Genomic DNA, 26,635 nt, shown 5'->3' with positions numbered 1-26,635 from the left:
ATGTTAGAGAATTTGAAAAAATACAGTATTATCTTGGCCAGCAACTCACCGAGAAGAAAAGAGCTTCTTGAAGGGTTAGGCATAGAGTATAAGGTAAAGACGCTGCCAGATGTTGACGAATCTTATCCGGAAACATTAATTGGAGAACAGATACCTCTGTTTATAGCTAGGAAAAAGGCTGAAGCTTACATAGACACTATAGAGGACAATGAACTTATCATCACAGCTGATACAATAGTGTGGCTTGATGGAAAGGTGTTGGGTAAGCCTGAAGATAGTGCTCACGCTAAAGAGATGCTTGCATCTTTGTCCGGCAAAACACATCAGGTTATGACTGGTGTATGTATAACTACCAAAGATATCCGAAAAGAATTTGTTTCTGTGACTGATGTTACTTTTAACACTCTATCAATGGAAGAGATTGATCATTATGTCATAAACTACAAGCCTTTCGATAAGGCCGGAGCTTATGGTATACAGGAGTGGATAGGCTATATAGGAGTACAATCTATCAGTGGAAGCTACTTTAATGTAGTTGGCCTTCCAATACAGAGATTATACAGAGAATTGATAAAAATGTAAAGATTGTAAGAACCAAAATAATATTTGGTTTGTTTATTAAATAAAAAAAAGAATAAACCATGGCTTTGAAGATTGCATTTTATGACACCAAACCCTACGACGAACGCTCGTTCAAAGAGGCAAATGAAAAGTACGGATTTGACATTAGGTACTACAAAGGAAGATTAAATTTGAACAATGTAGTACTTACTAAGGGAGTTGATGCTGTATGTATATTTGTGAACGATACGGCTGATGCCGAAGTTATCCAGGCCTTAGCGGATAATGGCGTTAAACTGCTTGCATTAAGATGTGCAGGTTACAACAATGTAGACTTGAAGGCTGCAAAGGACAAAATGACAATTGTCAGAGTACCGGCTTATTCACCTTATGCTGTAGCTGAATATACGCTGGCTCTAATGCTGTCGCTTAACCGCAAAATTCCTCGTGCTACAATGCGTACTCGTGACGGAAACTTTTCTCTTCATGGATTGATGGGATTTGATATGCATGGCAAGACAGTTGGTATTATCGGAACTGGTAAGATTGCGAAAATCCTTATAAAAATATTGAAAGGATTTGGTATGAATATTATTGCTTACGACCTGTTCCCTGATTATAACTTTGCCCGTGAGAACCATTTTATTTATGCCTCATTAGATGAACTATATAAGGCATCGGATATTATTTCTCTTCATTGCCCACTTACCGAACAGACTAAATATCTTATCAACGACTACTCTATCAGTAAGATGAAAGACGGAGTTATGATAATCAATACTGGACGGGGACAACTTATTCACACTAATGCTCTTATCGAAGGATTGAAGAACAAGAAGGTTGGATATGCCGGACTTGATGTATATGAAGAGGAGAGTGAGTACTTCTATGAGGATGTTTCTGACAAGATTATTGATGATGATACACTTGCAAGACTTCTGTCATTTAACAATGTAATAGTAACATCTCATCAGGCTTTCTTTACAAAGGAGGCATTGGTAAATATAGCTAATACTACTTTGCAGAACATTAAAGATTTCCACGAAGGTAAGATCGAAAATGAAGTGACAATTTCTTAATGTAGAACAGAGTTTTTCTTTATAAAATATTATAGGCTGACCCATAAGCATAAATTGAGGGGTCAGCCTTATTTTTTGTGATATTATCACGTTCTGTTTCTCGAGAGAATGAGATATCCTTTTCACTCAACAGACTATGACTATATAAATCACAGCTGTAGTCTGTATAGACATCATTGAAGTCTATAAGAATAATATCTGTTGAGCAAGAAATAGGTTACGAAACCATATTAATCTCCTCTGTAGTAATATAGCAAAGAACAACGTGCAATGAAATCGGCAAACTTCACAGTAATCTCATTCTCACCATACTTAGGGAATTGAACATCAGGTATATATCTGTTGTCAATAAGATACTCCAAAAGATCTGGCGGACATTTTGTTGGTACTGTAAGCATAGAGAAGGCCTCTTTCTCTGCAATCGATTTATTATAGTATGGATTTAGAGGATCTTTTATATATTGGCATATATCATGTGCTATCAACATACCCTTCTCTTCATTGCACATCAGCACAAAGTTCTTGAAATCTTTCATTTGTGGAAGCATGTGGTTCTCATCATCAGGCCATTTCAATACGTTCACTAAGAACTTCTTCAATCCGGAATATCCATCAACGTATGCAATCTTATTTCCCATATTCCCATCCATGAAGTTTTGATATATCTCTTTGCTCTTCTCCTTCATCTTTTCAGACATTTCCGGGTTGGTAAAGAATAGCCCACCAATCTTTCTCCACATCTCAATTCCATTTGTACATACTATTTCCAACCATTCATAAAGGAAGAGAGCCAAAGGTCCGCATGGTACTGTAAATCTTTCACTCTCGGACAAATCTTTAATATATGCTTGTACTGATGGCTGTGTGAGGTAAGTGTACCCAAACAGCCATTCTAACTTATATTTCCCCTCTTTTTCATCATTATAACCATCGAAGTATTTGTTAAGGGTCTCATTTTCCGGCGCAACCTCATACTCATCAGATAAGATGTCATAAAGTTTAATAGCATTAGTCTCAATCGACTTATCCATTGGGTTTATAGGAAGTTTGCTATATCCTCCATTATATAAAGTGTTCCAGATTATGAATCTGATGTCTTCCACATTAACCTCACCATCAACATATTCTTCGCTGATATTATAGAAAGGTACCCGAGTTTTATACAGTTCATTACACTTCTCAGTGAATGCTCTCCATAATCCAAGTCCTGATATTAAATCCTCGATGTAAGCAGAGAGATATAGTGCACATCTTTTTCTTATTTCTACTGGGACATCATCAAGTGTAAGTGTATCAAATATAGTGTTACTGAGCTCTACAAAATAACCGTCGCTCTCTTTTTGTAGCTTATATGGGTGGACTTCCAACCATTTGTTGATATATATTTTTTCCTTTTTCATAATAGTCCGATATTTTTTACTAATATAGCAAAGATTAGATAACATATTTCATTCTCTTTTGTTATTAATAATAAATGCATATAATATGGAAATGGAAGAAAATGATGCAATGGCCGTTGTGAAAGTATGTGATAACTACGTTCAGGCAGAGATTATCCAGGGTAACCTTATCAGTAAGGGTCTTCATGCTGAGATTTATGATAATGGAATGGAGTCAATAATGGAAAATGAAGGAATTCCTGTATTGGTACCTAAGGATGAGTATGAGAAAGCAAAAGAAATTATTGGTGAATAAATTAATACCACTTGTCAGATTTTATTCTGTCAAGTGGTATTTTTTATAGGTCTTATTTAAAAATTCTTTGAGCAAATTTAGTGGGATAGATTCTCCAATTTCGCCAGATATGACCACCTTTCTGTGTTTTCTATGTTTTTATAGTCTTATAATTGTCATTATTCTCTTTCTATAGGGCGTCCTTTCCATTCACCGCGTATGAAACTATCCGGGTATGTTATTTTATTTATGACTTCACCTTTCTTCAAGCGAATCCATGATTTAAATGTACGGCTGCCCTCTTTCAACTCTATCACGCGTGCACCGTTAGGAAGATGATTATATTCCGTATTTCCACCAGTGAAACGGCCATATGCAAGCATTATACCTCGCCACATCACAGCATAGTCGTTATCATGGTCATGTCCTACAAAAGTAGCCATTACATCACCACTCTCCTTCATAGCCATGAACATTCCAGTATTCACCTCTGGTGAGCCAGGGTATTCCATACGTGTTCCAATCATTGCAGCTTGATTATTTGATGTCGCTTCAACATATTCAGGCAAAGGAATATGGAAGAATGCCAAAGCTGGTAAGGAATTACCTCCATTCTTATCTTTGTACATTTCACTTTGCTCTTTATACCAGCTTATCTGATTAAACTTAAACCAATCATATCCTTTAATATCTTTCAATTTTGAGTAGGAGTGAGAATCCATACAATAGAGCAAAGCAGACTCTTTCTTTCCATCTGATGAAAAGATAGGTAAAACATAATCAGGGGAGGCAATCTCACCACGATCAGGTAATTGATTGTAAGGGATAGTGTGAATCAAATCATAGAGTTCAGAACGGCTTTTTCCATGTTCGTCATCGTGATTACCAAAAGTTACTGCAAATGGAATCTTTCTTTCAGACACCAAATTCATCACAACTCTCATAGCTGTATCAGCTGGTTGTGAATATACAATATCTCCTGTAAAAATCACCATGTCTGGTTTTTCTGCATCTAGCACCTCCTTTATACGAATCAATGCAACATCGGATGCCGGATTACGATATTGAAAGTGTATGTCGGTGAACTGTACAATCTTAAAGTTTCCATTTTTATTAAATCTCAATTTTGGTGTTTGTGCAATCATGGAATGAGTTGCTATCAAGCAAACAAGCATTACAAAAATTTTAACAAGGTTTCGCATATTAATATAATTTTATCTCTTTGAGCAAATATAAATGTTATTGTAATATTATTGAGAATGATTGGAACAAATAATATTATATATCATAATTATACCATTATTATCTTATTGAATATTACATTTTTGTCTCCTTTGAAGTAATAAATCAATCCGATAAAATAATGCAATAGCATTTCTTATTAGTACTACATTAGTAAGTTACTACTTCTTACAAAAAGTTTCTTAGTGATTTATCAGGAACCATATATCATATAAATATACTGAGTAGTGATATATATATATTAACTGAAAAGATCTTTATCTCCTGTTTTTATAAGTTAGGTATTGGTATATCGCTTGGCATCATTCTTCTGTTTAAATGAGGTTAATTTGTCGGATTTGTATATTTTTGTACAATATGTGATTATTTACATCACCCTTTAAATCTATAAATCTAACTTAGGAATGTATAATATGAATATTCGAAAAACACTCACTCTTATTACCTCTCTCTCATTTTTATGTTCAGGAGAGGCCGCAGTTTCAATAGATAGCGCTCCCTTAAAACCACGTTTAGTAGTTATGACCGATATAGGTGATTGTAATGTTGAGCCCGATGATATGGAGTCAGCAGTGCGTCTTATGTCTTATGCTGACTGTTTTGAAATAGAGGCTATCATGACAACCGTAGGTTGGAATTGTGATCCATACCCTGAGGAGTGGGTTGAGAATCTCAATAAGGTAGTAGATGCTTACTCTAAGGATGTAAAGAATCTTATGAGACGTTCATCGCAGGTAACTTTCCTACCGCTGGAGAAAGAGAGTATAAAGCAGGAAATAGGTTATTGGCCTAGTGTGGAGTATATACGTTCACGCGTTATGCTGGTAGCCACAAAGCCGGGATAGGAGTGATAGGCGAAAATAACAACACCCCTGGAAGCGATTTTCTTATAAAACTGGCTGATGAAGATGATGACCGTCCTATTTGGGTAGCTACTTGGGGTAGCGGGAATACTCTGGCTCAGGCAATATGGAAAGTAAAGCAGACTCGTTCAAAAGAGCAGTTAAAAGCCTTTCTGAATAAGTTTCGTATATATACAATAACCGATCAGGATATGGTTTATGGCATGAGGATGAATCGTGAATATAGCTCGCATATGTGGATGCGCCGTGAGTTTAAAGATGATTTGAAGTTTATATGGGATGAGAATACATGGCAGTTACAGTGTGAACTGGGTAAGCGGAACTGGAACAAACATGAAACGCTGATACAGAACAATGGCGAGCTTGGGAAAGTCTATCCAAAATATAAATGGGGGGTAGAAGGTGATACTCCTTCATTCCTTTATATAATGCCTAACGGACTTTCTGATCCTGAAGACCCTTCGCAGGCCAACTGGGGAGGATGCCACACATATGGAATCTCTCCCGATAGTATTACATATTCTTGGTCTAGTTGGAAGGAACCATATAAAAGTATTACAGAGGGTTATAAGAGTCGTTTTTATCCCGATGAACTTAACGATTTCATAGCTCGTATTCAATGGGCTAAAGATGGGAAAGGTAATACCAATCCTGTGGTATTTATAAATGGAAAACATTCGGTAGTTCCAATAACATTAAAAGCAAAAGCTGGAAAGGAGTTGTCACTCGATGCTTCTAAGAGTTTTGATAAGGAGGGTGATGATTTGAAATTCCAATGGTGGCAACAGCCTGAGGCAGGTACTTATAAATCACTGCTAAAGTTAGATAATGGTGATTCAGCAAAAGTGAAGATATCAATTCCCGATGATGCTAAGGGTAAGAAGATACATATGGTATGCGAGGTACACGATGACAGCGAGTACAATCTTGTATCGTACATGCGAGTTATAGTTGATGTAAAATAGAATAATTAGACATAAATAATATACGACAATGGAAAAAGAGAGAATTGTTTTCGTGGATTACATCCGTGTGATAGCTTGCTTTATGGTTATGATGGTCCACGCCAGTGAAAATTTCTATGGTGCTGATCCATCTGGATTGGCAGGCAACGTATCTATGTTGGCAAATGAAAGCAACCGATTCTGGGTTGCCTTTTATGATGGTGGTTTGAGCAGAGTTGCTGTTCCTCTATTTATTATTGTCTCTGCCTTCCTTTTGGTTCCTATGAAATATGGAACAACGATGACACAGTTCTATAAACACCGTTTCATGCGTATAATGCCACCATTCATAACATTTCTTCTACTTTATACATTCCTTCCTCTGCTATGGGGTGGTATGAGTTGGGAGCAATCTGTTAAAGATTTTACCCTACTTCCATTTAACTTTCCATCAATGGGTGGTCATCTATGGTTCATGTATCCACTAATAAGTCTTTATATCATTATACCTGTGGTATCACCTTGGCTGGAGAAGTCATCGGCTAAAGATGAACTGATATTTATCTCGCTTTTTGTCTTTACCACATTCATACCATTCATACGCCGTTTTATCACTCCAGATCTCTGGGGAGAGTGTTTCTGGAATAACTTCTCTGCATTCTGGTACTGTTCCGGCTATCTTGGCTATCTTGTTGTAGCACACTATATCCGTGTACATCTTTCATGGTCTCGCTCAAAGCGTCTTAAGATAGGATTATTGGCTTTCATCGCAGGTGCAGCCTTCACAACATGGTCATTCTGGTTTATGGGAGTGCCTGGTAAGATTATTGAAACACCTATGTTGGAGTGGGCTTGGGAGTTCTGTACTCCTAATGTTCTTCTGGCAACATTCGGTATATTCCTTTTATTCACCTGCATTAATCAGCCTAAGGCACCTCGTTTCATCACCGAACTATCAAAACTCTCTTTCGGAATGTATCTGATGCACCTTTTCTTTCTGGCACCTATTGCCTCTTGGTTTGTAAACGGTAATCCGGCAAATCCTATGTTGCCGGTATGGATTGTCATTCCTGTAATAGCTATACTTACATTTATCTGTTGTTTTGTAACTTCCAAACTTGTATCATATATCCCTGGAAGTAAATATTTAATAGGTTAACTATGCAAAAAAATGGGATACCCGATGCTATTATTTTTGTCAATGAACAGTTTCTTTATTTAGGAACGACAATGGGTTAATTATAATATACCGATTATGCAGTTTATAAATATATTTTTGTCCGCACTATTATCATTGGGTGCTGCTGCCTGTGATGACGATAAAAGCCCATCTTTTCCAGATAAGCCAACTTATGAAATGAGTGGATTTGCAAAAGGTGCCGATGTAAGCTGGGTTACAGAGATGGAGAGCGTAGGAACAAAATTCTATGATGCAAATGGCAAGCAGACCGAGTGTATGACTCTCTTGCGTGATTATGGAATGAACTCTATACGTCTTAGGGTATGGGTAAATCCTGAAAAAGGGTGGTGCAATAAGAGCGATGTTATAGCAAAGGCATGGAGAGCAAACAAGTTGGGTATGCATATAATGATTGATTTCCATTATAGTGACTCATGGGCAGACCCTGGACAGCAGACAAAACCTGCAGCTTGGGCAGGCATGAGCATGGAGGAGTTGAAAGTAGCTGTTGCTGATCATACTAAAGATGTTCTTCAGGCATTAAAAGATAAAGGCATAACTCCTGAGTGGGTGCAGGTGGGAAATGAGACAGGCAATGGCATGTTATGAAGATGGAAAGGCAGCTGATAATATGAAACAGTATGCCGAACTAAATAATGCCGGTTATGATGCTGTGAAATCTGTATTCAGCGATGCAAAAGTAATTGTTCATCTCCAGGAAGGCAACAAGAACGGCATATTCAGATGGCTCTTCGACGGACTTAAAGAAAATGGAGGCAAATGGGATGTTATAGGTATGTCACTCTATCCGGAATCTGCAACATGGCAGACAATGAATAGTGATTGCCTTAATAATATAAAAGATATGATAACTCGTTATGGATGCGAGGTTATGATGTGTGAGGTTGGTATGCCTTGGAATGAGGCTGAGGCATGTAAAGCATTCCTTACCGATCTTATCACAAAAAGCAAGAGTGTTGATAAATGTCTTGGAGTTTTCTATTGGGAGCCACAGTGTATAAACAGTTGGAATGGATACTCAAAGGGAGCTTTCGACAACACTGGCAAGCCCACTGTTGCGATGGACGCATTTAAAGAGTAGAAGTTAGCTTGTTAATATAGAAATCCCATCTGTGCATATTCTTTATGTGTCACAGATGGGATTCTTTATTATATATATCTATTGTTTAAAAAGGATAAGAACTTTTTGCACCCTCCAACATGGCATCTACAGCCGTTGCATCTACAAGTTTCATTCCATTATTGCGATCGAATAATCCAAAGCACTCTGTACCCTCCTTTATGCCTCCATTATCCCACCAAAAAGGTGCTATTCCATTTTTACGTGCAAGAGATACTATGTTGGTTATATACTTGGCACGCGATTCAGCTCCACGCTGAGCCTGTAGTTCAGCACTGTATGAGTGGTGTACTACTCCGAATTCTCCCAAGATTAGTGGATAGCCTTTATCTACAAAAGCAGACTTTAGTCTCGCGAATAGATTTGTGAAATAGTCTTCCTGTCCCCATTCAGATATTCCATAAGCTTTATATTCGCTGCCCCAGAATTTTACATCATCCTGCAGGCAATAATTTGTTGGCTGATAGCAGTGGAACTCAACTATTATTCTGTTCTTAGTTGCATCTTTAGGAATAGCCATGGAGTTCAACCCATTTTCAGGACTGCAAACATATGTCTGCACGATAAGGTTTCTGTATTGGTTATTACCACCTGTAGCACGCACAGCATCTACAAAAGTCTGATTGAATCCGTTTTGAACAGATACATTCTCGGCTGTTGGTGTACCCCAGTTATCAGGTATATGTACCTCATTTGTACCTGCAAAAAGCAGATGTTCGTCATAGCCCTTGAAATAGTAGGCTATCTGAGTCCATAAATTTGTCTCTTTACGTTTCACTGCAGTCGCATGTGCATATAGCGGGTACGATTCAAGCCACATTTCATGATGAGTATTAATTATGACATAGAGGTCATTGTTTATGCAGTAGTCCACTACCTCCTTCACTCTTTTCATCCATGCGGCATCAACCTTAATATTATCATCGTTAGTTGCGTGGGGATACCATCTGACAGGTATTCGTATAGCATTAAACCCTGCAGCCTTAACAGCTTTTATCATAGTCTCAGTGCTCTTTGGATTTCCCCAAGATGTTTCAGTATCTTGCGCTCCGTCATAATATGCTTCTAGTGAGTTGCCGAGAGACCATCCTATCTTTATTTGAGAGACAAGTTCCTTGGCGTCACTTTTCATCCCTTCTGGATACACTGCTTCATCTTTTTTATTATCCGGAATAACTTCCCCATTATCATCAGATGAGGCTCCGCTGCAAGAGATTAGAGCAAAGATGGTGACAAGCAGAGATGATTTTAAGGTCATACTTTTTTCATTATTATGTTATCTTCTTAAAAAGAAGGGTGTCATAATACTATTGTGTAGATAGATATTGTGACACCCTATATTGTCAGTACTAATATAATTAGATTAATATCAGATGATAGAATTATTTAAATGAAGGCAGTTTGTCACGTGTGATAACATAACTCTGCTTCATAGCATCTTCCCACCACGCTTTATCAGCATGCAGTGTTTCAGCTCCGTCGTTATCGTACCATGGCATAAACCAACTCCAGCATCCGCCTGAAGCCCACTGCTCAGATATCTTTCCAACCGATCCGCATTCACTCAAAGTTATAATTTTATTTCCAAATTCTTTTATTATCTGTGAATATTGGGCTGCGCACTCAGCTGTAGTTTTATTGTATATATCACAACCTACTATATCAACATACTGATCACCTGGGTACCACTCTTTGTCACCAACTTGTGAAGTCCATATCCATATTAGATTGTTAAGTCCTTTAGACTTGAAGAAATCGAACATATAGATCCAAATAGCCTTTTCGCTGGATGCATTTCTACCCCACCAGAACCATCCACCTGATGCCTCATGGAATGGACGCCATAATACAGGGATATTTGCATCTTTAAGCAGTTTAAGGTAACCTGCGCACTTCTCAAGATCGGCTGTAAATACTTTGTTTTCCCAGCTTCCTTCAACAAGAGCCTTATCTGCATCAAAGCCATTGTTCTCTGCATAGAAAGCATAGCTTGTTGACCCTTCGGCTACAGGTACATTCCAGTGCCACATTATTGAAACTATTCCGCCATTGTCACTCCAATTTTTTACAGGAGTTATATCACTGTAATCAATCCAGTTTGATGGTGAACTTTGCAGATGCACATAGTCGAAACAGTTTATTGCAGGATATTTTCCTGTCCACTGGTATACTTGTTCAGACTTCTCTGTATTCCATGCTACATTTGCCATCATTCCTGATATAATCTTACTCTCATAATTTTCTTGAAGGAAAGTATATACTTTCATTGCCTCAGTTGTGAGAGTGTTTACAGGATTTTTGTCCAAACTGCATGTTTTGAATGTGAAAGTCATAGCTTCTACAGGCATTTTGTTTGGGCCTGTTATCACACCTTCAGGAATAGTCAGTGTGCACTCTTTATCACGTTCAGGGAAATTTGCAGTTATTATTAGTTGGTTGCTTGAACCTATAACCTCTGCACTGACTAATTCAGCTCCAGTAAGTTCAAGTTTATCTATGTAACTTGAGGCAAAGAATATATTCTTGTCAAAAGTAAGTGTGATAGTATGTTTACCAAGTGACAGCACTTCACTGCTTTCAGGAGATATAGTCTGAAACTCCGGAGCGGCTACCTGTGCAATGTTGTGTTCAACATCTGTATCGCATGCAGCGAGCAGCACTGAAAATAGTGCTACTCCTGCAATAAATTTATTAAACTTTACCATATTCTATTATTTAACGATTGTTACTTTAGTGAATGTCAAGTCAGAACCTTGAATTATAACACCTACATTAATCTGATCTTCACAATTTCCCTTATTAGCCTGAATCTTGTCGAGTATCTCCTGTGTAAGTGTACATTCCAAGATTCTGCTGTCGAATGTCCATCCATACATGTCTGTAGGAACCAATGTACCACTTCCTATCTCAGGGAATACCAGTGACGACCAGTTACCATAGTTTATCTGTGCCTGAGCCCATGTCTGATCCTTCTGAGTGAAGAAGAATTTTATCTTAGAGTTTGCTCTCACTCCTACAAATGAAGCTGCAGGAATCATAACTCTTCCGCCGTCACCCCATGTGATAAGTTTTGGACCTTCGAATACTACTACCTCAATCTTGGTAGACGAAATGACATTGATATGATACTCTACGCTACCATTATCAGAAATCAGTTTGACTGCAACATCACCATAAGTATCTACAGGAATACCTACACTCAGCTTCTTAGCTAGAAGAACATATTGTGCATTCACTCCATTTAGCTGTACACCTTTGAGATGTGTCTCATTCTCCACATTAAGAACAAGCATGCTACCAGACTTGAGTTCATCTGTTGGCAATGATGGTACATAGCAGAATAAAGGAGCATTAATTGTAAGTACACCTGTCTCAGCACTCTCTCCATTAGCCATTACCAGAGTAAGTTTACCAGTTTCAGAACCTGAAGTAGGCATAGCAATAGTAAGTTCAGCGGCATTACTGTTGTTGACAGCTACTTCTGCGCCTCCGGTAAATATAACTTTAGTTACAAGATCAAGATTCTTTCCTGTTAGTTTCACACTTGAACCAAGAGATAAAATGCTATTCTCGAATGCGGCGAACTCAGGTTTTGCAGTCGCAATATTCACAGGAACCTTAGCTCCACTAGCTGTGTTGAGGATAATATTACCGCTGGTACCTGCTGCCGGCATGGCAACTTTTACCTCTGTAACACTCTTTGATATTGGACTAACAGCACTACTAACAGATGGGAATAGTATGTTGGTTACGAGTTCCATATTTACTCCTGAAAGAGTAATCTCATCGCCTGCACGTAATCCTGTTGAAGGAGTAGCTTTAACTTCACTTGGCACTGCAACACCTATTGTAGCAATAGCCACCTTAACTCCTGATGCAGGAATCATAACCACTGCGCCATCCGAAATGTTTTCAGGAAGTGTAAATGTTATAGTGTTGTCTTTAACAACAAATTCTACAAGTGTACCGTTAGGCATCTCTACCTTCTTGACTAAATCAAGATCATTTCCAGTAATAGTGATAACATCACCTGGCTTCTTCTTATCCAGAGCAATCACACTTTCTGTAGAAGGTAGTATCACGTTCACCTCCTCGTCCGAATAGATCCAATTAGGAATTTCAGCTCCATCCGAAATGATAATTTTACCGCTCTTAGCCTCTTCAGGTACAACAAGCTTAATCTCTTTACGGTTCCACTCAATAAACTTATCACTTGTAACAGTTACATTCTCAGTAAAGATTATCTCCTTTATAAGGTTGAGATATTCTCCTTTTATTGTGAGAGTCTGATTTGGTTTTATGCTCATCGGATTGATAGACTCCAGACTGATTGGCTCTGTGTAGGTCAATTTGGTCTTAGTAGTAATCTCTCCCTCAGGGCTCTTCAAGGTAACATATCCCGGTTGTGCATTTTGCGGAACCTCTATGCGTATCTCTTCACTACTTATAACCTCTATATCAGTTATAGGGTCACATCCTGGTAGCACAATTTCGGTTACTTTATCAAGTCCGCTACCCAAGAAACGTAGTATACCTCCACGGGCTACAGGACTTGGTCCGAATATATTCAGACTTACGCCTCCTTTATACTGATTAGTGTCAAGGTCATCACCATTGTTACATGCAGTAAATGACAGAGAACTTAATAATACAAGGCACATCATACATAGTGCCGATATTTTATATGTTTTCATATCTTATTCGTTTTTTATTTATTCAACAGGAACCACACGAATATTATCTATGCAAATAACAGGATTGCAATCAGTTCCGGCTAATCCACCATGCCATACGAATAATGTAAGTCCTGTCAGCATGCTCTTAGAGAATGCTGTTGAACAAGCACTACCGTCATTCTTTTTGTTGAAGTCGGCAAATTTAATTGATACAGTAATCCATTTATCTGCAGTATTATAAGTACCATTATCTTTCCAAGGCATCCATAGACCGCGTGGTAGTTCAGCTTTACCATAGTAAGCGTTACCTGCCGTTGCAAATGTTACATCACTATTTCCAGAGAATATTACCTGTAAAGCAGATGACATCCAAGGATTTGATGTTGGTACATAAGCTTCGAACTTAACCTGCAGATTATTTACGCCGTACTCTTTTATCATCTTCTCAAACTCAGGAAGAGAGGAGAGTTCAGGGTATCCTTTATTAGGCTCAGGCCAGTAGTTAACACAGAAATTATCTTCTGCCCATGTACCTCCAATAGCTCCCAACATTGATGCACCTCCGAAGTAGAGGTATGATCCGTCTATACTTTCAATAGGGTCATTGTTCTTTATCACACCATTACGCCATCCGTGTCCTGTTGCCATTCCACCATGCGATCCGTCCCAGTCAAAAAGTATGTTACGTTTGTCGGCATACTGGAATTTAGAGCGACTGGTTCCATATATAGACTTCACATTTATATATCCTGAAGGAGCGTTGTCAGGTACAATAAAGCTTACGGCAGTCTTTGTTATCTTAGTAATTTTAGTTACAGGAACATTCTCTGCCATAGTTATCTTAAGTGGCACATTCTCATCGTCAATAAAGTAGTCACCATAAATCGTAGCCTCACTACCAGGTTTGGCATACTCACACGACATTGTGTTTACTGAAGGAGATGGTACAAGAACTTTAAAATCGTATGTTATTGTATCACTTGACTTGGTTATCATATAAATCTTATCTGTAACCTTTGTTGGAATCTCTTTAGGTACATCAACGATTACTGTATGATCTGTCATATAACTAGTATTAAGAACGGCCTTTTGGTCATTGAAATACATTGCAACTATACTTCTTAGATTATCACCTACCAGGCAGATACTATTTGACATATAAGCTCCTGTAAGCAAAGAATCAGAAACCTCAGGGGTAAGAGGACGTATATATTTCAGAGTTGGTATACCGCCTTCAATCTCATATTTATCCGGTTCATCAGCGCATGATCCCATTGTCAGCAGAGACAATATAGCGATTGAGCCCAAGAACCATTTTGTATATTTATTTTTTCTCATTTTTTCTATAGATTAATGTTAATAGCTATAAGTATTACGTATATCTACATGTATAGGCTCATCCATTAAGGTTGGGTTGAACACCAGGTCTTCTGTAGGTAAAGGAAGTGTGAAACTTGATTTAGTAACATTAGGAATAGGATCCTGAGTGTTATAAAGTTGGCTAGATGTTACAGTATAAGTACCATTAGTGTAGTACTCCTTATAAACAGCATCCAATCCCCAATATGAGTTGCGACGTTGAGATTTCAATTCTGTTATAGCACGCTGAGCATCATAATATGATAGACGTACATAGTCATACCAGCGGTCGCCTTCCATAGCCATTTCAAGGCGGCGTTCTTTCCATACATCTTCCCAGGTAATAGAAGCAGGGCGAGTGGCAGAAGCTACAGAACGGCTTCTTACAGCATAATATGCGTCAATTGCAGATGCATCAGTTGTAGATGTTGCTAATCCCATTTTAGCTTCGGCATAGATAAGGTATATATCTGCAAGACGAAGAATATGTGTACTCAGACCATTGGCCATATTTGCTGCAGAGGTACCCAATGCCTGCTCGTGGTCGTATGCATCACCATATAGATGTTTTACAGAATTTGCTCCTGTAGCAGATTGAAGCTGTCCGTTAGGACCTCCCTTTCCATAACCATCTTTGTCATATATGAACTTAAGATAGTTGAAACCACCTTTGTCAGTCCAGAAGTAATCATATACATCACCAGGCAACATCATGGTAGCTTTTCTGCGCTCATCAACATCTATTCTCTCTTTAGGAGATGCTAGAAGGTTAACACCGAAAGCATCTTGAAGATCTACAGACATACCACCATATCCTCCCCAGCAATCGCCAAACTCGTCGAAACCCACCATAGCCAAGTCAGACTGCAATGTGTTCTGCTGAGTCCAAGGGTCACGGCCTGCGTTCCAGTGCCATGAGAAGAGGCACTCCTCATTCTTGTTGTTCTGCATTCTGAAAATATCAGAATATTTTTCAAGGAGATGTCTTCCTGAGTTGTCTATAACGTCCTTAGCATATTCAGCTGCCTTATTCAGGTCACTTTCACTGCGAGTACCTGTTATACCTGAGCGAGTAAGATAAACTTTTGCAAGCAGACCTTCTGCGCAATATTTGTCTATACGTCCTGCGTCACCTTTTGCAGGGAGCAGTTCCATTGCCTTCTCGAGAGTTAGGATGATATACTCATATACATCAGATGCTTGTACTCTTTTTGAACTGTTATAGTTTCCTGCGCCCAATTCGGCAGTGTTGTCATGTATGATAGGCACTGCACCAAAAGAGCGTACCAGATAGAAGTATGCCATAGCTTTCCAAGCAAGACATTCGCCCATGCACTGGTTCTTAACTTTTTCCGATGCATTGGCACTCTTCAAACGGTTGTATACAGTATTTGCATGACCATTTACAGCCCACAATGAACTTGACATATTTTTCAGATCCTCATCCGATCCGTTTACTGTAAATGTAAGATAAGGACTGCTACCCATATAGTAGTTTCCTGAAAGAACTTCACCAACCTTTATGAATCCACGTTGAAAATCATACCATGGTGAGTTATAGAGATAGTTTACTCCTTGTACGCATTGCAGATCATTCTGATAGAAATTAGATTCATTGTATGTATCTTCTGCCGGACGGTCAAGGAAACTTTCACAAGACGTTGCGCTCATGCCCAACATGGCAGCAAACGCGAAATATTTTATATTATTGATTTTCATAATCATTCAATTATTGACGTTAGAAAGAGATATTCAAACCAAATGAATAGACAGTAGGAGATGGATAACGACCGTTGTCCAGACCATAAACATTAGCACTTGCAGTACTTGCTCCAATTTCAGGATCGTATCCGTCGTAAGATGTCAGCGTTAAGAGGTTCTGTATATTTGCATATAGACGCAATGACTCAATACCTATCTTCTTGATAGTTGTTTTTGGGAATGTATATCCTAATGTGATATTCTTAAGACGAATATATGATCCGTCTTCAACATATCTGTCGCTTACACGGTCATTATCATTAGGGTCGCCAATTGTTGCACGTGGAATTAATGTTCCTGAATTTGCAACTTTTACATTGGTGATATCATCATACCAGTTGTATACAGTTACACCATTTACAACAACACCATTTGAATAGTCTTTATTTACATCGATAGGTGTAAGTTGAGCACGGTCGGCAACAGCATTCAGTTGGTTAGTCCAAGCAGAATTCATATGAGTAAGTTTCATGCCAAGATAGTTGTATACCTTATTGCCGTAAGAACCATTGATGAATAGGCTCATATCAAAGTTCTTGTAACGGAATGTATTTGTGAAACCAAATGTGAACTTAGGCATTGGTGAACCTATATTTGTCTTGTCATTATCATTTATCACTCCGTCGCCATTGAGATCTTTGTATTTTATATCACCTACCCAAACTGTGTTTGAACGGTTGAATACATTATCTGACGGATATTTCACCGGTTTTGCAGATGTCTGGATATCCTCAAGATCTTTGTAAACGCCATCGCATACAAATCCATAGAAGTTGTATAGTGACTGACCTACATTTGTCACACTGACAACGTCTGTCCACTGTCCGTATCCTACAATCTGTCCACCACCTGTACCTGAAAGAGCTTTCAGTTTGTTACGGTTGAAAGAGATCTGGAATTCACTGTCCCATTGGAATTTTCCAACAAGAGGATGAGTGTTCAAAGTAATCTCTACACCTTTGTTCTCTATACTTCCATAGTTTCCATATGGAGCAGCCAAAGCTGAAGAACCATTACCCGATGTACCCATGTATGATGGCAGCTGGAGTTGCATCAACATATCATTTGATGTCTTTTTATACAAATCAACTGTTAGGTTTATTCTATCTTGGAAAAGTCCCAAATCCAAACCTAAGTTCCACTGTTCCTGTGACTCCCACTTTATTGATGTGTTAGGAATCTGAGAAGGACGATATCCCATGCCAAGTCCCGAAGGCATACGTGAGATAGGAGAGCCCCATTTGTAACCACCGATATTTGAGTTACCGGTCTGTCCGTAACCTACACGTAACTTACCATTGCTGATAACTTTAGTAAGAGGTTTGAAGAACTCTTCATTTGTAAATCTCCATGAAGCAGCCAAAGAGTGGAATCCTGCCCAACGTTTATTTGGACCGAAGTTTGAAGAGCCGTCATAACGATATGTATATGTACCTAGATAACGATCTGCATAGTTGTATGTAAGACGAGTAAAGAATGAAGCCATAGCCGAACTTCCGAAGCCTGAACTTATGGTAGGAGTACCTGTTCCCAATGCCGGATTATGTACAGCATCCGATGGAAGTTTGGTGTTTGATATACTTGTGAAGTCATAAGTGCTTTCCCAACATTCCTGTCCAAGCATTGCAGTGAAATGATGATCATTGCCAATATTACCTGTGTATGTGATATAGTTCTTGAACTGCCAGAATTTATTGCTGTTCTTCTGTATGCTGCTCTCATTTGATGAACGTACCCATCCCCCTAAATCGACCATTGGTTTATAACGTTCACCTTTTGATGAGTTAATATCGTATCCTAATTCAGAGTGCCATACTAAATTTTTAAATGGTGTAACCTCAAAATAAAGATTTCCTGTCAGTTTCTGTCTTTCAAGTAATATTTGGTCCATCATAGCCAAAGCAACAGGGTTAGGATTTGTATATCCCTCACGAACTACTGTAGCATAGTTACCGTCGATATCGTAGATAGGAATATCAGGAACAGTTGTAAGTGAGTAGTTTATAATACCCTGGTCACTGTCTGCCAACTTCAAATCTTCATCTGTAGATGTATAAGTAGCACTTACTCCAAGTTTCAGCCATGATTTAAGATTGGCGTCAAGATTAGCACGGAATGAATATCTGTTGAAGTTAGAGCCAATCAAGGTACCATCCTGGTCCATATATGAAGCAGAAACATAATATTGCATCTTATCTGTACCACCCTGAGCAGATAGCTGATGCTGAGTATGTGCTGCTGTACGGAACACTGCATCCTGCCAGTTTGTTCCTGCGCCAAGTATTGAAGGATCGGAATATGTCTTACTAGGATCTGAAATTTCACCGTTGTTTGCCAGATCATTGTAGAAATTTGCATATTCGCGAAGATTCATCAAGTCAAGACGTTTTGTCTGACGTTGAAGAGCAAACATTCCATCGTATGAGAATTTTGCATCACCAGCTTTACCACGTTTTGTTGTTATGAGGACAACACCGTTAGCACCTTGTGCACCATAGATAGCTGTAGCAGAGGCATCTTTAAGAATCTCCATTGATAGGATATCTGAAGGGTTGATTGTAGACAATGGTGAAATAGTAGAAACTTTACCATTACCCAAAGCATCACCCAGGCCGAAATCTGCACCGCTCTGTCCGCCACCTTGTACTATAACACCGTCGATTACATAAAGTGGTTCGGCATTTGCATTGATTGTTGCCTGACCGCGGACGCGGATTGATGAAGAAGATCCAGGAGCACCTGATGTCTGTACTGCAGTAACACCTGCTGCACGTCCCTGAAGAGACTGGTCTAAACTTGTGATGACAGATCCTTTAATCTTATCTTCTCCCATAGAGACAGATGAGCCGGATAGGTCACTCTTTTTCATTGTACCATAGCCAACTACCACCACCTCGTCGAGCATCTCTGTATCCTCTTTCAAAGATACATTGATAACCTTTCGACTTTTAAGGGTCTCTTCTAAGGTTTTGTAGCCAATATTAGAAAATACCAGAACTGATTTGCCTGCTGGCACAACAATAGAATATTTTCCATTGATATCAGTAATTGTACCTACCGTCGTACCCTTTATTAGTACGTTGGCACCAATTATAGGAGAATTGTCACTACCGTCAGTCACAACTCCCGTAATATGGTTTTGGGCAATAAGATGGCAGTTAATTGCCAATGCCATCAAAAACATAACAATGTTTTTCATACGGATAATTAGATTTTAAATTTACAATAAGCTATTTGTAGCTTTACAAATGTAGGATGAGCTAATATGTTGAACAAGTATAATTTTAGCTCAATGTGATACTATATTTGAATTAATTCTGATTGTAAAAAATAGACAAAAATTATATCTTGTATTAAGATTATGTGCTGAACTTTTTATTGCATAAATAGCTTATACAAGCCGTATAAGCTTGATATAAGCAAGTTTATATTTTAAAAAATAAGAAAAAACGTTGTGATTTATTGTTTATTGATGATTTTATGTCATCTATTATTAGTGTAAATAATAATAAATAGGAGTAGGTAGTAGCGAATTTAAACAAGAAAATAACTATTTCATTGAAAAATACAATATCTAGTAAATAACTATACATTATTATATAGAGATTGAATTTTTATGGCTGTTAAGATAATAGAGTAATATTCTGTTTTAAAGTTTCATATTAGATTTGGATAAAATAATACTATTTTTATAATAGTATAGATGATATTTTTACAATCGAACAAAAACGGTTATGAATCGCGGTGAATTTTGACAATTGTGATTATATAATAAATGCTTAGTATAAAGACTATACATGGTGATTTTAATCTTGGTTGACTGTCTAAAATAAGGATTAATAGATAAAGAAGATATTTAAGATATTGAATGAAAAAGGATGAACTAAAAGAAATATTGATTATAGGTTTATGGGTAGCTTTCTTTAATATTTTGAGGTACAGTAATGTTTTTAGTAGATGAATTTTTCATTCAGTCAGAGAGACGAACAGCTATTGCAATTCGTCTCTCTTGTTTTATCCGGTCAGCACTATATGACCGTGTATATATGAAAAGTGATTTTATACTATTCTATAACAAAATTGTTTGTGTCTATAAGCTTTCCATTTCTTATAAATCTTACTGTGAAGTTTCTGCTCTTTAGAGGTATGAACTCAGGTTTTGTTGTGAATGATATTTCACTGCATCCGTAAGGTTCTATTGGTTCCAATGTTCCTCTTGCAATTACATCATCATTATATAGCAGTTCTATATCTGTAGCAGGCGATGCAGAGAGACCGAAATTATCTATGTTGACACTTATCTGCTTCTCATCTTTAAAGTATACAGGTGCTGTTGCTGATAATATAGCCGGTTTGTAGTCAACAAAAGGCAGAGCAGCATATCCGAAAATCATCTTTCCATCCTTTCTCCTGCCTATCATCTTTGGTGCAAACTCTTCGCTATCTATGCCACTGTTTTTACCCTTGAAAGAAACTATCAGGTCATTACCCGACTCTTTAACCGATGAAACAGTAAAGCCTCTGCCATAATTAACCTCTTTATATGATCCGAAACGTAGTGACTTCAGGTCGATATCTTTTGCAGGGTTGAAATCGTTTTCTCCCTTTATAAGAACATCAATCTTCTTTGTTGCCTCGGTAACAGGCTTTGTATTGAGCACAGTGAGCAACATTCCCTTATTCATAGGAATGCATACATTCTTAGAGCTATGTTTATCTCCAGGTAAGTCTTCCCATTTTATCGTGTCTATTACTGCAAAGTTAGCCTGTATCACACGTCCTTGTTCATCTTGGAACACCTTCATACGTTCATATTTGAACCATTTCTCTACTGTGCCATCTTGATGTTTTGTTATGCCCGGCATATATGCTTCACCAGGTTCTGTTATCCAGTGCAGACCATCCTTAGAACGTTGGTAGAATGCAATTCTTCCAAGCCAATCATTGACAATCATATGATATTGTATGCTATCTTTCCAGACTATAGGATCTTCGAACTCACCATCAACCGGAGGATAAGTGCTTTTGTCGGATAGTAGATTATACTCTTTTACCCCGTCACGGCTTATCCATATGCCACCGCCACGGCAAACCATAAGTTTTGACCCATCTTGTCGGCTGGCAAATGTAAGATTTGACAATCCTTCAATAATTCTTCTTCCTCGTTTGTTGAATTGGAACACCCCATATATCCATGGGCCTTTTGGGTCATTAGCAATATAATATCCATCGATTACATAGACAAGATATCTTCCGTCACTCAGGCGATATGCCTCAGGGTTGTGTCCCTTACCTATAGAATTCTCTATCTTATAGGGCCCGGAGAGAGATTTTGATGTAGCATGAAAGGTTGTAGAATTCGACCAGAACATATGTCCTTTACGCGAATTTTCAGGCCAGCCACAAACGAAAAGATTAAATACTCCATCATCACCTTTAATTATGTTACCTCCCCAGAAGGAGATAGTAGGAGATTCAATTCCGTTATCTACAAAACGTGGTACAACATCTTTATATCCCCACACATCGGCAGATAATTTACCTTGAGGCATAGCTTCGAAACGATCCATGAACTTTCCGCCATTGATAAGGCTTTTCCATTCTGCCGGTCTCTCACGTTCTGTAATCTGTGAAAAGGATATTGTAAATAGCATTGATGATAATGCTGTAAGGAGTATTCTTCTTTTTTTCATATTAAAAGGTTTATATATAGTACAAGACTTATTAGAAACATAAAAATGATGATTCTGATAAGTCTTGGCAAAGATAAACAATCTATATATCTATTTCAATTTTATATTTATTTTATACGGCATATATACAGCGGATTTTCAATCTAACCATTGGGAATAGTAAGGAATCATATCATCTCGTTTATTCCAAATTCATTATGTTTCTTCCAAAATATTCTGTAGGAGTCTTACCTGTAATAGTACGGAAATTTCTTATAGCTGTGGTACGAGAACGATATCCACATATATAGAATGCCTCTTTAATGCTCATCTCATTATATTTATTAAGAAGAAATATAAAATCACTGATACGATAATTATTAATATAAGTAGTAATACTATCTATTCCATATTTATGTATTTCATTTGTCAATGATGTACGGTTAGTTCCCATCTCTTCTGTTAACATGCCCAGTGATAGATTAGGATTTCGCCAAGCCTGGTTGTCAATCATATATTTCTCCAATCGGATGAACAAGTTGCTTTCTTTGTGATAATTCTCGTTTTCATCCTTAATTATATTATGCAGTATTTCATTTTTCTCATCTCTACTGGCAAGCATTATTTCTTCGTTTGTAACATTCTTGTCTACAATACGATAAATCAGTTCCATATAAAGTCTAAGTGCAGTAATAGCCATTGTGAAATGAAAATATATAATAGATATTATCTTGGTATGATACGATAAAATCAACAGGTAGGTCATTACATCTATTATACCGCTTATCACATATACTATCATCCATGTTCTATCCGTATTATTGAATTTACGGGTATAAGGAATATAAAATATTAAGAATATGGGTAAACAAAGTATAAAGCATATAAAAAGACGGAATGCAACATTAAAATCATGAAAATGAGGAAGCATCTCTATTATACTTGAATACTCTTTATATTCTACTCCAAAAAGAAGAGTTAATCCGTAGAATGACAATATTAATATTACAGGAGTATATAACATCAGTAATCTTTTTCTATTTGTCCAACCAGGAGATATTACTTCAATAGGGTATATAGTATAGGACAAAATCATGAATAGTGCCAGTGATAACATTGGAACACTCAAAACAGGTCCTTGGAATATTCCATCCATTGCTTTTATCAATCGAGGTATATAGTTAACAACGGAAAACGAGATAATCACTCCCAATATAATTCTTGACCTGTCCCCACTTTTGTGAAAGGCAAATAAAGTACTTGCCGATAGAAGCATTACAATTAGTGCGGTATATATTGTAGCGATAAGAAAATGATCAATCATGTTTATTGAGTTTTTGTTATGTAAAAGTACAAAAAAAAAATATAACAAAACTGACTTGTGATTAATCATGTTTCATATATGTAAGAAACGCGTTTCATATATACAATCTGTATAATCTAATATATTATTTTGTAATAATGAAACATACTGTAAGTGTTATTCCTATGATAAATTCTTTACATTTAATAATTAAATATTTATGTTATAAAAGATGAAGAATATGAAAAAACAATTTATGAGAAAACTTTTTCAATACTTATCACTATATCTTTAATAGTGTCTACGGGTATTATGTCTGGATGTTCTGAAAATGAAAATGAGAGCAATAATGAAGAAAAGGCTGAATCTCTTTGGCAAGCAGGTAATACAAGGAATAAGATTGTAACTATAAGTGATTTGCATATTGGTATAGATGACAATTATGCAGAGACAGTAAAAAACAGAGAGATACTCATTCAATTTTTAAAACGACTTCATAGCACTAAGGATGTTCGCGAACTTGTTATAGTTGGCGATTTTCTTGATGAATGGTATCTTCAGGTTTTCTATCCAAACTATACTGATGAGGAGAAATTCTACAAAGGTGTAATCAGTAACAATCAGGAATTAATTGACGAATTGAAACATGTAATAAAAAGTGGAATAAAGCTAGTATACGTTCCTGGTAACCATGATTTGACATTGGAGCAAAAGACATTGCAAGAAGCTATTCCAGGCATAGTTCAGGTAAGCGATGCGCAAGGACTTGGAGTCTACTATACTGGTGACCGCAAAGAAATAGCAATTGAACATGGACATAGATAATAATAATGAAAAAGTAGATGTTGTAGTATTCGGTCACACTCATGTTCCAGATTGCAGACAATTTGCTGAGGGTAAATATTATATCAATGACGGTACTTGGTAGATCATAACTCAGATTCTAAAGAAGGATACACTCGTACTTTTGCAGTAATTACTACCGGAAATAAGGATTCTGTAGAACTTTATATGTACGAAGAAAATGGTACTTTAAAAGATTTGAAGAGCTTAGTGATGAAATAAATATAAGGCACTATCCAATTTTAATGTCAACTGCACAAGCTACTGGACATTGGGTTCTTACCAATACCAAGAAATAATTACTAGATCTGGTATCGCCATTGAAGCGTTTATTAGGGAGTATTACCCAAATGGAGTATTTGGTTAACGCCTAATGAGAATTTGAATGGTGTGAAGAGAAAGAAGTTTAAATGAGAAAAAGCCAATCTACTATTGTTAGTAGGTTGGCTTTTTTTATAGATGATGTTCAATATTACCTCCAAGTCAATGTAATATTATAAATATAGCACTCCATATTAGCTATAAATAACTTTACATAGTTATCACTCTATTTTCGATATTTTTTTGTTTTCTAATTTAATATCTTTTCTTTGCGTATGAAAATAAGAACATTTTTAATTAATAAAATAAGATGAGAGCTTTCATACTAATTTACATTTTACTTTTAATCTATCCTATTTCCATCTTTTCTCAAAAATTAGTAAAGAATGAAGATAAGAGTATTACTGTAACAGCACATACTAATTTTTCCATGATCCATCAGGAAGACAGATAGAGATAAATGAATTTCAAGATTCGTTAAGTACAGGAAATTATTCTATAACTATAAAAGACACCCTAAATGGATGTGCTAAGAATCAACTTAAAAGCAAAAAAATAAATAATAGTACATTAATGGTTGGTCAAGAATTTTTAGATTTTGATTTTACTTCTTCAATGAGTTCCCAGAAGAAACTTTTATTTATAACTTTCTGGGATATCACTTGCAAGCCATGTATTGAAGAATTAATTTCGTTAAATAATATGGCTAATGAATATCAAGATATAGCATTATATGCAGTTACATCAAATTCGGATGTTGAAGTTCGTAGTTTAAAAGAAGATAGAAATTATGTATGGGAAAATATTAAAATTGTAACGAACTATCCTTTCTATGCTAAGTTCAATATAAAAACTGTTCCTTTTAGTATCATTCTTGATAAAAATAGAATTATTCGTAAAATTATATCTGGTAAAAACATCAATGCCATACATTCATTTTTTGAAAAGGAAAAGAATAATATAGACTAGTAGCCCGTGACATAATTTATTGTATAGTGTCGCAATGTAAGTACATTATCAGGTCTTCTTGTAGGAAACGTTATCCTATTTCTTCTTGATTAATAAGATTATCTTTGTTTGATGCAAAGAAAAGAGAGGATGATTTATTTTCATTGCTCAGAAAAATGAATCATGACAGACTGTTCAACCGATCATGATTCATTGTTCAACCGATCATGATTCATTGATTAACTGATCATGACAGGTTTTGCGACTTAGATAATAGACTGGTTTCATGTACAGAAACAGATGCATGGGCTGACCAATTCCGGTGTTGAATCATTTAATGCAAAACTAAAATCTTTCAGGACTACATTCATAGGAGTTGATAATGTAAAGTTTTACTTATTAAGGGTTACTAAACTGTATGCTTAATTTGTTAAATCCACAAGAATAGTAACTGAGCCATAAAACGTAAATCAGAACATATCAAAAAATCATATCGTTAATAGATATCAAGATAAATCCATTTGCTTAGAGTTACAATTAGCAAAATGGTGCAAAACGAAGAAGTATAATAGTTACCAAATATATATGAAAAATTTGCTCTGAAAAATAGAGAAAATAACAACATATTAATGTTTTGCGTTAACATCAGTTTATTAAGTATTTAGTATAAGTAATTTTTTAAAAGCACAAGGCATTGAATTATAGTTAGTTTCTTCTCCTTAGAATATATTCATTCCCACCAAGTATAAAGCCCAAATTTTAATCGTTATTTTTTCAAGTCATCCAACCTTTTGCGATTCTTTTCAGCTCGCTTATTAGCCTTATCCACTCGTTTCTCTTTTAGATTCTTTTGAGGAGCTTTTCTGTCTGCTCTATCTTTTCCTTTTCCTTCTTTTGACATAGTTTTTTTGTTTTAAATTATTTTTTAAGATCAGGATTTCTTATCGAAAATATATTACATAATTAAAACTATAAGTTACATAATTAATAGTTTCAACCGTTTTCATGGCTTTATCTATGAATTATGTAACTTATTGAAAATGTTATGTAACACAAATTTCCATAAAT

20 protein-coding genes and 1 pseudogene are annotated in these 26,635 nt (G+C 36.7%); 10 read left to right on the top strand and 11 right to left on the bottom strand.

Features of this window, described 5'->3' with window-relative positions; all coding sequences use genetic code 11:
- On the top strand, positions 1-582 hold the full coding sequence (locus tag JCM15092_RS10100; RefSeq protein ID WP_024994552.1) for a Maf-like protein: 582 nt from the start codon (positions 1-3) through the stop codon (positions 580-582).
- Between the two features lie 59 nt (positions 583-641).
- Complete coding sequence (locus JCM15092_RS10095; protein WP_024994551.1) at positions 642-1,640, top strand: 2-hydroxyacid dehydrogenase; 999 nt, start codon at positions 642-644, stop codon at positions 1,638-1,640.
- Positions 1,641-1,870: 230 nt separating this feature from the next.
- On the opposite strand, the gene JCM15092_RS10090 is transcribed toward JCM15092_RS10095, so the two are convergent.
- Positions 1,871-3,040: a DUF3843 family protein gene (locus tag JCM15092_RS10090; protein ID WP_024994550.1), complete on the bottom strand. Its 1,170-nt coding sequence runs from the start codon at positions 3,038-3,040 to the stop codon at positions 1,871-1,873.
- An 85-nt stretch (positions 3,041-3,125) separates the two neighbouring features.
- Between JCM15092_RS10090 and JCM15092_RS10085 the strand changes: the two genes are divergently transcribed.
- A complete protein-coding gene (locus tag JCM15092_RS10085; protein WP_024994549.1) occupies positions 3,126-3,335 on the top strand; it encodes a putative signal transducing protein in 210 nt (69 codons plus the stop codon).
- Positions 3,336-3,493: 158 nt separating this feature from the next.
- Here the strand turns inward: JCM15092_RS10085 and JCM15092_RS10080 are convergent, their stop codons facing one another.
- Positions 3,494-4,516: a metallophosphoesterase family protein gene (locus JCM15092_RS10080; protein ID WP_024994548.1), complete on the bottom strand. Its 1,023-nt coding sequence runs from the start codon at positions 4,514-4,516 to the stop codon at positions 3,494-3,496.
- A gap of 453 nt (positions 4,517-4,969) precedes the next feature.
- Between JCM15092_RS10080 and JCM15092_RS18075 the strand changes: the two genes are divergently transcribed.
- The 4 genes and pseudogenes from JCM15092_RS18075 (at position 4,970) to JCM15092_RS15770 (ending at position 8,645) form a co-directional block, all read left to right on the top strand.
- On the top strand, positions 4,970-5,401 hold the full coding sequence (locus JCM15092_RS18075; protein WP_159101390.1) for a nucleoside hydrolase-like domain-containing protein: 432 nt from the start codon (positions 4,970-4,972) through the stop codon (positions 5,399-5,401).
- Between the two features lie 2 nt (positions 5,402-5,403).
- Complete coding sequence (locus tag JCM15092_RS18070) at positions 5,404-6,384, top strand: DUF1593 domain-containing protein (RefSeq protein WP_051532536.1); 981 nt, start codon at positions 5,404-5,406, stop codon at positions 6,382-6,384.
- A 28-nt stretch (positions 6,385-6,412) separates the two neighbouring features.
- The gene (locus JCM15092_RS10070; protein ID WP_024994547.1) at positions 6,413-7,522 is read left to right on the top strand and encodes an acyltransferase; all 1,110 of its coding nucleotides are present in this window, start codon (positions 6,413-6,415) and stop codon (positions 7,520-7,522) included.
- A 96-nt stretch (positions 7,523-7,618) separates the two neighbouring features.
- Positions 7,619-8,645, top strand: a pseudogene (locus JCM15092_RS15770) (glycoside hydrolase family 53 protein).
- A gap of 85 nt (positions 8,646-8,730) precedes the next feature.
- Here the strand turns inward: JCM15092_RS15770 and JCM15092_RS10060 are convergent.
- The 8 genes from JCM15092_RS10060 to JCM15092_RS10025 all read right to left on the bottom strand — a co-directional run bounded on the left by JCM15092_RS10060 (position 8,731) and on the right by JCM15092_RS10025 (position 23,476).
- Positions 8,731-9,942: a glycoside hydrolase family 5 protein gene (locus JCM15092_RS10060; protein WP_024994546.1), complete on the bottom strand. Its 1,212-nt coding sequence runs from the start codon at positions 9,940-9,942 to the stop codon at positions 8,731-8,733.
- Between the two features lie 124 nt (positions 9,943-10,066).
- Positions 10,067-11,389 carry a glycosyl hydrolase gene (locus JCM15092_RS10055; protein ID WP_024994545.1) on the bottom strand — a complete coding sequence of 441 codons (1,323 nt, stop codon included), beginning with the start codon at positions 11,387-11,389 and terminating at the stop codon, positions 10,067-10,069.
- A 6-nt stretch (positions 11,390-11,395) separates the two neighbouring features.
- Positions 11,396-13,378 (bottom strand): hypothetical protein, encoded by a 1,983-nt coding sequence (locus tag JCM15092_RS10050; protein WP_024994544.1) that lies wholly within the window; start codon positions 13,376-13,378, stop codon positions 11,396-11,398.
- Between the two features lie 18 nt (positions 13,379-13,396).
- A complete protein-coding gene (locus JCM15092_RS10045) occupies positions 13,397-14,698 on the bottom strand; it encodes a glycan-binding surface protein (RefSeq protein ID WP_024994543.1) in 1,302 nt (433 codons plus the stop codon).
- An 18-nt stretch (positions 14,699-14,716) separates the two neighbouring features.
- A complete protein-coding gene (locus JCM15092_RS10040) occupies positions 14,717-16,438 on the bottom strand; it encodes a RagB/SusD family nutrient uptake outer membrane protein (RefSeq protein WP_024994542.1) in 1,722 nt (573 codons plus the stop codon).
- A gap of 19 nt (positions 16,439-16,457) precedes the next feature.
- Positions 16,458-19,664, bottom strand: coding sequence for a SusC/RagA family TonB-linked outer membrane protein (locus JCM15092_RS10035; RefSeq protein WP_235782328.1), 3,207 nt, complete (start codon positions 19,662-19,664; stop codon positions 16,458-16,460).
- 880 nt (positions 19,665-20,544) lie between these two features.
- Positions 20,545-22,173 (bottom strand): CARDB domain-containing protein, encoded by a 1,629-nt coding sequence (locus JCM15092_RS10030; protein ID WP_024994540.1) that lies wholly within the window; start codon positions 22,171-22,173, stop codon positions 20,545-20,547.
- Positions 22,174-22,354: 181 nt separating this feature from the next.
- Positions 22,355-23,476, bottom strand: coding sequence for an AraC family transcriptional regulator (locus JCM15092_RS10025; RefSeq protein WP_024994539.1), 1,122 nt, complete (start codon positions 23,474-23,476; stop codon positions 22,355-22,357).
- Between the two features lie 291 nt (positions 23,477-23,767).
- Between JCM15092_RS10025 and JCM15092_RS10020 the strand changes: the two genes are divergently transcribed.
- The 3 genes from JCM15092_RS10020 (at position 23,768) to JCM15092_RS15765 (ending at position 25,588) form a co-directional block, all read left to right on the top strand.
- Complete coding sequence (locus JCM15092_RS10020) at positions 23,768-24,280, top strand: metallophosphoesterase (RefSeq protein WP_024994538.1); 513 nt, start codon at positions 23,768-23,770, stop codon at positions 24,278-24,280.
- Between the two features lie 96 nt (positions 24,281-24,376).
- Positions 24,377-24,520, top strand: a complete 144-nt coding sequence (locus JCM15092_RS17345; RefSeq protein WP_204367517.1) for a hypothetical protein — start codon at positions 24,377-24,379, stop codon at positions 24,518-24,520.
- Positions 24,521-25,192: 672 nt separating this feature from the next.
- Complete coding sequence (locus JCM15092_RS15765) at positions 25,193-25,588, top strand: TlpA family protein disulfide reductase (RefSeq protein ID WP_084488534.1); 396 nt, start codon at positions 25,193-25,195, stop codon at positions 25,586-25,588.
- A 745-nt stretch (positions 25,589-26,333) separates the two neighbouring features.
- Here JCM15092_RS15765 and JCM15092_RS17835 read toward each other — a convergent pair.
- Positions 26,334-26,468 carry a hypothetical protein gene (locus JCM15092_RS17835; RefSeq protein WP_262501378.1) on the bottom strand — a complete coding sequence of 45 codons (135 nt, stop codon included), beginning with the start codon at positions 26,466-26,468 and terminating at the stop codon, positions 26,334-26,336.
- Positions 26,469-26,635 lie beyond the last annotated feature (167 nt).

Source organism: Phocaeicola paurosaccharolyticus JCM 15092 (assembly GCF_000613805.1).
Classification (GTDB): Bacteria; Bacteroidota; Bacteroidia; order Bacteroidales; family Bacteroidaceae; genus Phocaeicola; species Phocaeicola paurosaccharolyticus.
This window is presented reverse-complemented; position numbering and strand designations above follow the sequence as displayed.